This is a genomic window from Trichloromonas sp. (assembly GCF_034006665.1).
Lineage (GTDB): Bacteria > Desulfobacterota > Desulfuromonadia > Desulfuromonadales > Trichloromonadaceae > Trichloromonas.
Map to the genome: position 1 here is coordinate 251,839 of NZ_JAVESI010000001.1, position 9,549 is coordinate 261,387.

At 61.6% G+C, this 9,549-nt stretch carries 6 protein-coding genes and 1 pseudogene; 2 read left to right on the top strand and 5 right to left on the bottom strand.

Annotated elements, in window-relative coordinates:
- Positions 1 to 128 precede the first annotated feature (128 nt).
- Both RBR25_RS01245 and RBR25_RS01250 read left to right on the top strand, forming a co-directional pair.
- Positions 129 to 5,408: a DUF7379 domain-containing protein gene (locus tag RBR25_RS01245; RefSeq protein ID WP_432817701.1), complete on the top strand. Its 5,280-nt coding sequence runs from the start codon at positions 129 to 131 to the stop codon at positions 5,406 to 5,408.
- Positions 5,409 to 5,421: 13 nt separating this feature from the next.
- Positions 5,422 to 6,870: a toll/interleukin-1 receptor domain-containing protein gene (locus RBR25_RS01250; protein WP_432817702.1), complete on the top strand. Its 1,449-nt coding sequence runs from the start codon at positions 5,422 to 5,424 to the stop codon at positions 6,868 to 6,870.
- Between the two features lie 172 nt (positions 6,871 to 7,042).
- On the opposite strand, the gene RBR25_RS01255 is transcribed toward RBR25_RS01250, so the two are convergent.
- From RBR25_RS01255 to RBR25_RS01275, 5 genes and pseudogenes are all read right to left on the bottom strand, one after another.
- A complete protein-coding gene (locus RBR25_RS01255) occupies positions 7,043 to 7,345 on the bottom strand; it encodes a type II toxin-antitoxin system RelE/ParE family toxin (RefSeq protein WP_432817703.1) in 303 nt (100 codons plus the stop codon).
- The gene (locus RBR25_RS01260; RefSeq protein WP_432817704.1) at positions 7,333 to 7,590 is read right to left on the bottom strand and encodes a type II toxin-antitoxin system Phd/YefM family antitoxin; all 258 of its coding nucleotides are present in this window, start codon (positions 7,588 to 7,590) and stop codon (positions 7,333 to 7,335) included. The genes RBR25_RS01255 and RBR25_RS01260 overlap by 13 nt, the downstream gene beginning before the upstream one ends.
- Before the next feature lie 150 nt (positions 7,591 to 7,740).
- Entirely contained in the window at positions 7,741 to 8,673 is a 933-nt protein-coding gene (locus RBR25_RS01265) for a DNA-methyltransferase (RefSeq protein ID WP_432817705.1), read from the bottom strand.
- The gene (locus tag RBR25_RS01270) at positions 8,670 to 9,161 is read right to left on the bottom strand and encodes a restriction endonuclease (RefSeq protein ID WP_432817706.1); all 492 of its coding nucleotides are present in this window, start codon (positions 9,159 to 9,161) and stop codon (positions 8,670 to 8,672) included. The genes RBR25_RS01265 and RBR25_RS01270 overlap by 4 nt, the downstream gene beginning before the upstream one ends.
- 54 nt (positions 9,162 to 9,215) lie before the next feature.
- Positions 9,216 to 9,549: pseudogene (locus RBR25_RS01275) on the bottom strand (hypothetical protein); the annotation flags it as partial.

Below are 9,549 nucleotides of genomic sequence, written 5' to 3' on the forward strand. Positions count from 1 at the left end.
AAATGCAAGGCGCGCAATTGGCGCGCAATGAGGCGTACTTACGTACGTCGAAGCAGCGAGCCGGTTGCAGTAACGCAGCAGTTGGTGAGTTTTTGCGACGCCATCCCAAATGATGAAGGAGACATTCTATGCAGAATCTGCGCATCCCCGGGCAACGGGAATCCCGGGTCGCCCCCCACGAACTGGAAGGCAAACGGGCCGGTGGCCTGCTGACGGTGAAAGCGGTCGACGCCTTCCGCCTCGACCTGACCCGGGCCGCCGTAGGCGAAGGCGTGACCCTCAAGGGTCTGGCCGACGACGCCCTGATGGAGCTGGAACTCGAAGGGGGCCTGCGCCTCTGGACGACGGCGGCGCAGTTGCGCGAGGATCTGCCACCCCAGGCGGAGCGGGGGGAGGGCGAACTGCTGCTGCCGACGGAGCTCCCCTTCGGCACGCCGAGCCGGGGCTTCGGCCGCTGGGCACTGAAAGCGCTGCGCATCTTCCACGTCGAGCTGGCAGAGAAAACCGCCGTCGCCATCGCCGCCAAGCTCGAAGACCAGTTGCAGCCGGGGCCGGGGCTCTATCGCTGCGCCTACGCCGACCGTTGCGAACTGCGCCCCCTGACGCCCGGCGAGGCCCCCTTTGCCAATGACGCCCCGGTCCTGCTCTTTCTGCACGGCACCGCGTCGAGCACCGACGGCAGTTTCGGCGGCCTCTGGGAACGGCCTCAGCTGCCGGTGCTCAAGGCCCTGAACGACTACTATCGCGGCAACCTCTTCGCCTATCAGCACCGCACCCTCAGCCAAAGTCCCGTCGAAAACGCCTTGGAACTCGTGCGCCTGCTGCCCAAGGGGGCACGCCTGCATCTGGTCAGCCATTCCCGGGGCGGGCTGGTCGGCGAACTCCTCTGCCGGGGCGCCCTGGCCGAGGGGCGAGTGCCCTTCGACGACGAAGATCTCGCCCGCTTCGCCCCTCCGGATCGGGCGCGGGATCACGCCGCCCTCCAAGAACTGGGGGAACTGCTCAAAAGCAAGGGGCTGCGGGTCGAACGCTTCGTGCGTGTCGCCTGTCCAGCGCGGGGAACGACCCTGGCCTCGAAACGCCTCGACCGTTACCTGTCGATCATCTTGAACGCCCTCGGTCTGGTGCCGGCCTTGAAGGCCAGCGCCGTCTACGATCTGACCAGCGATTTCCTGCTGGCCATGGTCAAGACCCGCACCCAGCCGGAGGAACTGCCGGGGCTGGAGGCGATGATGCCCGAGTCGCCGCTGGTGGCGGTGCTCAACCGTCCCGGGGTCAAGACCGAGGCCGACCTTTCGGTGATCGCCGGGGATCTGGAAGGCTCGGGGCTATGGGGACGACTGAAGGAACTGGCCACCAATCTCTTCTATCGCGAGGATCACGATCTGGTGGTCAACACCAGCGCCATGTACGGCGGCGCGACACGGACGCAGGGCGCCCGCTATCTTTTCGATCAGGGATCGTCCGTCAACCATTTCAACTATTTCCGCAATGAACGAAGCACTCTGGGGCTGAAGGCGGTACTGACCGGCGAGCCGGGCGGCGACTTCCTGCCCCTGGAACCGCCCCGGGGGATCACCCGTGCCGTCTATCGCGGCACAGCTACGGGGCCGCGTCCGGTGGTCGTGATCATCCCCGGCATCATGGGCAGCCATCTGACGGTGGACGGCGACCGGGTCTGGCTCGACCCGGTCGATATCGCCGCCGGCGGCTTCCGCAAGCTGGCCATCGGCACCTCCGGGGTGGCAGCCGAGGCGCCGGTGGGTATGGCCTATCTCGACCTCATCGAATATCTGCAAGCCTCCCACGAGGTCATCCCCTTCCCCTTCGACTGGCGCCGCTCGATCCTTCAGGAAGCCCGCCGCCTGGCCGACGCGGTCGCCGCCGCCCTCGACCGGGCCGAGACCCAGAATCAGCCGGTGCGCCTCCTCGCCCATTCCATGGGCGGGCTGGTGGCGCGGGTGATGATCGCCGAGCGGCCGGAGCTCTGGGAGCGCCTGACCCGCCATCCCGGCGGCCGCCTGATCATGCTCGGCACCCCCAACGGTGGCTCCTACGTCATCCCCCGGCTGCTCCTCGGCCGGGAGAAGATCGTTCGCCAGCTGGCGCTTCTCGACTTCCGTCATTCGCAGAAGGAGCTGTTGAAGTTCATCGCCGCCTTCCCCGGAGTGCTGGAAATGCTGCCGACGACGACGGAGCGGGATTTCTTCGACCGGGAGACCTGGCAGGAACTGCACGCTGCCGACGGCGCGGGCTGGGTGCCCCCCGACGCCGCCACCCTCAATGCCGCCCGCGCCTGTCGCGAGCTCCTCGACAAGAGTCCGACCGATCCCCGGCGCATGCTCTACGTCGCCGGTCAGGCACCGGCCACCCCGGTGGGGCTGCGCCTCGACGACCAAGAAGGGAAGGGAAAAATCACCATCCTCGCCAGCGCCCGTGGGGACGGTCGGGTGCCTTGGGCGACGGGGATTCCCGCAGGGTTACCGGTCTGGTACCTGCCCGCCGAGCACGGCAATCTGGCCGATCATGCCCCGTCCTTCCCGGCCCTACTCGAACTGCTGCAAAGCGGCCATACCGGGCTTCTGCCCCAGTCCCCGCCGGTCACTCTGCGCGGGGCGGAAGAGCGCTTTGTCCTTCCCGACGAGGAACTGGCGATTCACCCCGACAGCCAAGAACTCATCGCTGCCGCTCTCGGCGCCCTGCGCCATAAACCGCAAAAAGCCGAGAGCCACCGCACCCGGGTCACGGCCCGCCACGGCAACCTGCGCTACGCCCGCCATCCGGTGGCGGTCGGCCATTATCAGGGGGATACCATCATCAGCGCCGAGGATTATCTCGACCGGGTGCTCGACGGCCGCCTGCGCGCCCGCCATCGCCTCGGCCTCTATCCGGGTCCGGCGGAAACCGCGGAGGTCTTTCTCAACCCCGGCGGCAAACCGGGTGGAGCGATTGTCGTCGGCCTCGGCAAAGCCGGCGAACTCAGCTCCGGAAAGCTTACCGCCTGCTTCGCCAGGGCGGCCCTTATGTACGCCGCCGCCCTCGCCGAATGCCCCGACCCGGCCGGGAGCACGGATGCCAAAGGACGTCGTTCGGCGACCCTGACCACCCTGCTCATCGGCACCGGCGCCGGCGGCATGAGCGTCCAGGATTCGGTGGCGGCGATCTTGCGCGGCCTGGCCCAAGCCAACCGGCTGCTGATCGAATCCCGTTACGCCAACCGGGTACTCATCGACGAACTGGAATTCATCGAACTCTACGAGGATCTCGCCATCCAGACCGCCCGCGCCATCGCCAAGGCCGTCGCCGAACCGGATCTGGACAACCAGTTCACTGTCGAGGAGCGCATCGGCACGGTCCCCGGCGGCCGGCGCCGGCCGGTCTTTTCCGAAACCCCGGGCTGGTGGCGGCGCTTGCAGATTCTCGCCGAGGCCGACGGCGCCCTGCGCTTTAATACCCTCACCGACCGCGCCCGCGCCGAGGTCTCCCTGCAAGCGACCCAGCGCGCCCTGGTCGACCGCTTCGTCGAACAGGCCATCACCCGCACCGGCAGCGACCGGCAGCTGTCGACCACCCTCTTCGAACTGCTCATCCCCAACCGCCTCAAGGAACAGACGCCGGACCGGCAGAATCTGGTGCTGGTGCTCAACGAGGCCGCCGCCCGCTATCCTTGGGAACTCATGCAGGATCGCGACCGCCCGCTGGCGGTCGAGGCCGGCATCATCCGCCAGCTGGAAACGGAGATCTACCGGGAAAATCCCAACATGAGCACCGGCAAGATCGCCCTGGTGGTCGGCGACCCGCCCAGCGACCAGGTCGAACTCCCCGGCGCCCAGGAGGAAGCAACGGCGGTGGTGGAAACCCTCGTTGCCCAGGAATTCAAGGTCATTGCCCGGATCGGCAAGGAGGCGGACCCCGACAGCGTCATCAAGGCACTCTTCGCCGAGAGCTACCGGGTGCTGCATCTGGCCGGGCACGGCGTCTACGACCATCCCGTCCCCTCCGCCGTCCCCGGCGCGAGCGGCAGCCGGGTCTCGGGCATGGTCCTCGGCCCCGGGCTCTTCCTGACCCCCACCGAGGTCGGGCAGATGCGTCAGGTTCCGGAGCTGGTCTTCATCAACTGCTGCCATCTAGGGCGCATCGAAGCAGGAGCGTCCCCGGACTTCGCCTTCGCCCATCCCCACAAGCTGGCGGCCAACCTCGCCACGGAGCTCATCCGCATGGGCGTGCGGGCAGTGGTGGCAGCGGGCTGGGCGGTGGATGATGCCGCCGCTGCCCTCTTCGCCCGGGAGTTCTATCAGCGGATGCTCGCCGGCTGCATGTTCGGCCGCGCCGTTCTCGCCGCCCGGCGGCGGATCTACGAGGAATATCCGGCGGTCAACAGCTGGGGCGCCTATCAGTGCTATGGCGACCCCGATTACACCCTGGTTCCCCGGGAAGGGCTGATCGAGACGGAAACCCGCGTCGGCATCTATCACGCCGTGGCCGAAGTCATCAGCGATCTGGAAAACCTCGCCGGCGATGCCTACGCAGCGGCGCCGGAAGCCGTCGCCGGGCTAAAGGCGCGGGTCCACGCCATCGAGGAACGGCTCCCCGCCCCCTGGCTGACGATGGCGGCAGTACGCTCCGCCCTGGGTCGAGCCTACGCCCAACTCGATGACTTCGCGACGGCGATCGGCCATTACCAGGCGGCGCTCAGCGCCGAACCGGCGGAGCTTTCGGTGAAAGCCGTCGAACAGCTGGCCAATCTGCAGATCCGCTGGGGGGCGAGTCTCGCCCGCGAGGGCGGAAAAGGGGGAGCTCCCGCGGCGGCGGAAGCGATCCGCGGCGGGCGGCGTCGGCTGGACCTGCTGCTGCAGCTCGGCGCCACCGTCGAGCGTCTGAGCCTTATGGGCGGCGCCTGCAAGCGCTTGGCCATGCTCGCCGAGGGGGCGGAACGGGATGAAGCGCTGGCGGCGATGATCGACTACTACCGCCAGGCCCATGAACTGGCGCAGCAAAAGACCGGTGCCGTCGATCCCTATCCCCTGCTCAACTGGCTGGTCGGCCTGCATCTCGCCGACCTGCGCAAAAAAACCCGCAGGGCCCGCGCCCCCCTGGGCACCTGGCTGAAGGAGGTGGAACAGATCGCCGACGAGCGGGACGACCGTGAACCGGATTTCTGGAACGGCATCGTCCGCACCGAATGCCTGCTTACCCGGCATCTCGCTGCCGGCGATCTCGCCGCTCACTGGAAAGCCGTCGCCGAGGGCTATCTCCGCGTCTTCCGGCGCGGCGCCACCCCCAAGGAGCTGCGTTCGGTGATCGAGCATGTCGATTTCATCATCGCCCTGCTCGACGGCGAGGCCCAGACCGAAACCCGTCGGGCGCTGCTGGAGCTGCGGAATAAGCTCAAGCTCTCCCTGGGCTAAAAAGGAGGCGGACATGGCGCAAATCCAGGTCTTATGGCTATCGGCCGGGGAACAATCGGCGGCGGAGAAAATCCTTCGTCGCCTGCGGCAACGCCTGGGGGAGGATCAGGTCGGTGTCGGCACCGGGCCGCCGCCAGGAGCGGAAGGTTGGCTGCTGCTGGTCATCGGCCCGGAAGGGGCGCGATCCCTGCGCGAGCCGATGACGAAGGAGGTCCAGCAGTTGGCCGAGGCTCTGCATCGGGGGATTCGTGTCCTGCCGCTGCTGGTCGCGGGCGCGGTGCTACCGGTGGCCGGGCAGCTACCCGAGGAACTGCTGGAACTGACCCGGCACGGCGCCCTAGAACTGAACGCAGAGCACTGGGAGGCGGATCTGGAACGGCTCTTTGCCCGTCTGCTCGGGCCGGTCGCAGGCGGCGGCCCGCCGCCGCCCAAGACACGCTCCAAATTCTTAGCGCGCTTGCGCGCTCCGGCCCGGCCGTTGTCCCGGGATCGGCCGAAAATGTCCGGCGATTATAAAAAAGCCATGCCCCCCCGTCACTCCGCGGACGAACCGGCCTCCGCGCCGCCAAGTGGGGAGGAGGAAGGACAAGAGCGGTGGACGGAATCGCCGCCACCGGCAACGGCCGCTCCCGAAAAGAGTGAGCCGGAGGAAGTCCGGCTCGGCGCGGCGGCACCGACGGCGGTCAGGCCGGGAAGCGAATTCACCGCCTCTTTCACCGCCTATGTTCCGGAACAGGAAGAAGAGGTGCGGCGCCTGCTGGCGAAAAGCAGCCCGCGCAGCGAAACCCACATGGGTCTGGCGAGTTGCCGCTGGCTTCAGGGCACCAAGGTCATGGTGCGCCTGCGCGGTCGTGGCCTGATTATCGACCCGCCGGAACAGAAGTTCGTCTGGCGGGGCGGCCGCAACCTCATCCCCTTCGATGTGGAAGTCCCCAAGGAGGCTTTGGACGAGACCGTCGTCCTTAAATTCGACGTGCTCATCGAAGAGACGGTCGTGGCCCGCCTGCGTCTCGATCTGGAAATCGGCGCCACGCCCAAAGCCGAGATGCGTCGGACCCCGGCGGTGACGCCGGCGCGTACCGCCTTCGCCTCCTATTCCTCCCGCGACCGCTCCCGGGTGCTCGACCGGGTCGACGCCCTGAATCGACACGCCGGGCTCGAATTCTTCCTCGACTGCATCGACCTGCACCAGGGGGAAGAATGGAAACCCGCCCTGGCCGAGGCGATCCACCAGCAGGAACTCTTCATGCTCTTCTGGTCCCGGCACAGCGCCGCCTCCCCCTGGGTCGGCTGGGAACTGGAAACGGCCAAACAGGCCAAAGCCAGGGATTTCATCCAGATCCAGGCGCTGCAACCGGACCTGCCGCCACCCACGGGCTTCGAAGCCATCCACGGCAGCAGCGTCTATCTCTGGGTACGGGAGGGAAACGAAGCGGTGCGCAACCGGCCGCCCGCGTCATAAAGGGGATCTTTAGCGACGAGTTGGAGGAATTTCAGGCAGATATAAAAGAAGGGATAGCGGCAAATGACCAAATGTTGGGCCTGAGATGCCAGATATTGCTAGACCCCAGATATTACCCCGGCAGCAGATTGCCGCATCGCAGATGATCCCGCAAGATAGGCTGGATTGACGGTTACTCCGCGTCCAGAAGAAATTTGCGTAACTGCATTTCTTCCCGCATGACGTGAACAATTAAAACCACACCGTTTTCTTGACGGTAAAATATTCGGCAGGGCCTGACAAATATTTCACGATAAATCGAGTTGGGAACCTCGGGTGGAACGTGGCCCGAGTCTGGAAACTGCCCAAGCCGATCCACGGTTGAAAATATGGTCTTAACAAGCCCGGCGGCAGCTTCCGGCTTATCCAAAGCGATGTAATCCGCGATGTCTTCCAATTGCTCCAGAGCGGGATCCGTCCATACTATTTCAGCCACTTCCGCATCCGCTCTTTGGCCTTCTCATGGGAGGTCGTCCGGCCCTCCAGAATTGCCCTTTCTCCCTTGGACAACCCTTCCAGCAGCGCGAGCCTGCGCTGCATGAATTCGTAGTCCTGAACATCGACCAGGTAGGCTGACGGCTGACCATGTTCGGTAATCAGCACAGGTTCCTTGCTCTCATGCAGATCAGCAAGTATTCTCGTCGCTTGACGCTTCAGACTGGTGACAAGCTCTACTTTCATGAGTGACCTCCTTCGAAGTGCCACTATAGTATCACTCTTGTCGGTTTATGGCTACTCTTGCGAGACAAGGAGACCAATCTTGACGGCTAACGACTAAGCTCACCGGCGGCAATGGAGCGTAGCGGAATTGTCGTCCGGTGCAGCGCCTTGTTATGTGCCTGATTTGAATTCAACCGTAGGTTGATAGCTATCTGACAAGCGTCCTTTTATTATTTCTACATATTCAGCTTCTATTTCAATTCCAGTAAAATGATAGCCAAGCTGTTGAGCCGCCACTAATGTTGTACCGCTTCCGGCGAAAGGGTCTAGCACAATGTTATCTTTAGATTTTGGGACTAATGTAAGTATTAATTTTTTTATCAACTCCAATGGCTTGACGGTGCAGTGTGCGAATTTCTTTTCGGATTTATTATAATAGCCTTCGAGAATATTCGACTGAAAAGACCCGTCTTCGTTGATTGTCTTAAATACGCCAACTCCGGTTTCTTGAAGTGTTTCCCAATAGTTGTTGAGAAGTGGTTTTTGAACCAACACAATTGATTCCCACTCATTCCTAAAACACGTATGCCAGCCATCCCATTTTTCCGCATCAGGATGGTTCATTTTTTCAAGTTTGCCCTTGAGGTTTAGTCCTTTTGGAATGCCAGAATGCCTTCGGTAAACCAAAACATCTCGCGTATAAAACCCGGCGTCTTCCAGCGCAACTTGCACATGAGCCGCTGTCCTAGTGCTATTGAACACAGCAACGGGAGCGCCGTGCTTACACACTCTAAATAACTCTCGGCCCCATTGTTTACACCAATTGGTGTATTCAATAGTATTATCCTGATTTCTTTCGTACCATCTAGCATTGCGCACCCCGCCTGCCAGCCCACTGCCGTATGGTATATTTTTAACTAAGGTGTTACTGTCCTTGATTCTCTCTAGCCGCCTATTGATTTCCTTGTCATCCCACTTGCGACCAATAAATTCATAGTTATATGGTGGATCAGTGATACATGCCGCAATTGAGTCGTTAGGCATTTCAGACATTACGGATGTGCAGTCACCTAAGATTATTTGATCTAAATAATGCATATTCAACCCCTGTTGATAAAGAAGGTTTTTTGATCTCTATGAAAACAAAGCCATTCATACAGATCAAAACCTGTCTTATCCTTTAAATATTCGAATGTTTTCATTCCATTGTAAACATACCATCCACCAGCTTGACAAGCTGTCATTGCAGCCGGAAGATTATCTTCTCGAAGAAATAGAAACACAGGTCGATAACCTTTTTCTGTCAGGAGGTCTCCATACTGTTTGAATTTCTTCAAAGTTCCAGAGTCGCCAGAACCTACTCTATATTTTGTGTCAATAGCATCTTTTCCGAGAACCAAGTCACAAGGTTCGTCGGCGCCGAATCTTAAAGCGACACTGAAGTCAGAGCATGTATTTTTGCAAAGCTCTACCACCAGAAGTTGCCAACACATTCCTAGTTGCCTTCCCCAAAATTGTTTGTTTTCACGCTTCAACTCTTGCGTGATGCCAAAGGCTTCCATCAAAACATCTGTGGAGTCATAGTCATCCACATAAACCTTATCGGAAAAGTTGCCTTGATATTTTTTGAGGATGTTTGAGAGTAACTATTCACCCGCCAGCGACAGGCCATCGGATTTTGGTCGCACGTCACCATCCGGCGACATGAAATCCGGCTGCTTGCCTTCGAACAGTAGACGCAAGGCTTCGGCGGCCGTGATGCCGTTTTTGCGGCAGGTCGACAGGTAACCACGAACTCGGCAGAAGATCTTGGCCCCTTCCCAAGAGCGGAAGCATCCGGAGATTTTCTGCTGAACCTTGATGCAATCGCGAAAAAAGCTCACGCGGCTTGAGGCATGAGCCAACCAATTCGGTTGTTGCCGGGCCGAAAGGCCTCGGCAAAATGTCGTAGATATCCCCGCAGCGGTCTTAATGGCTCTT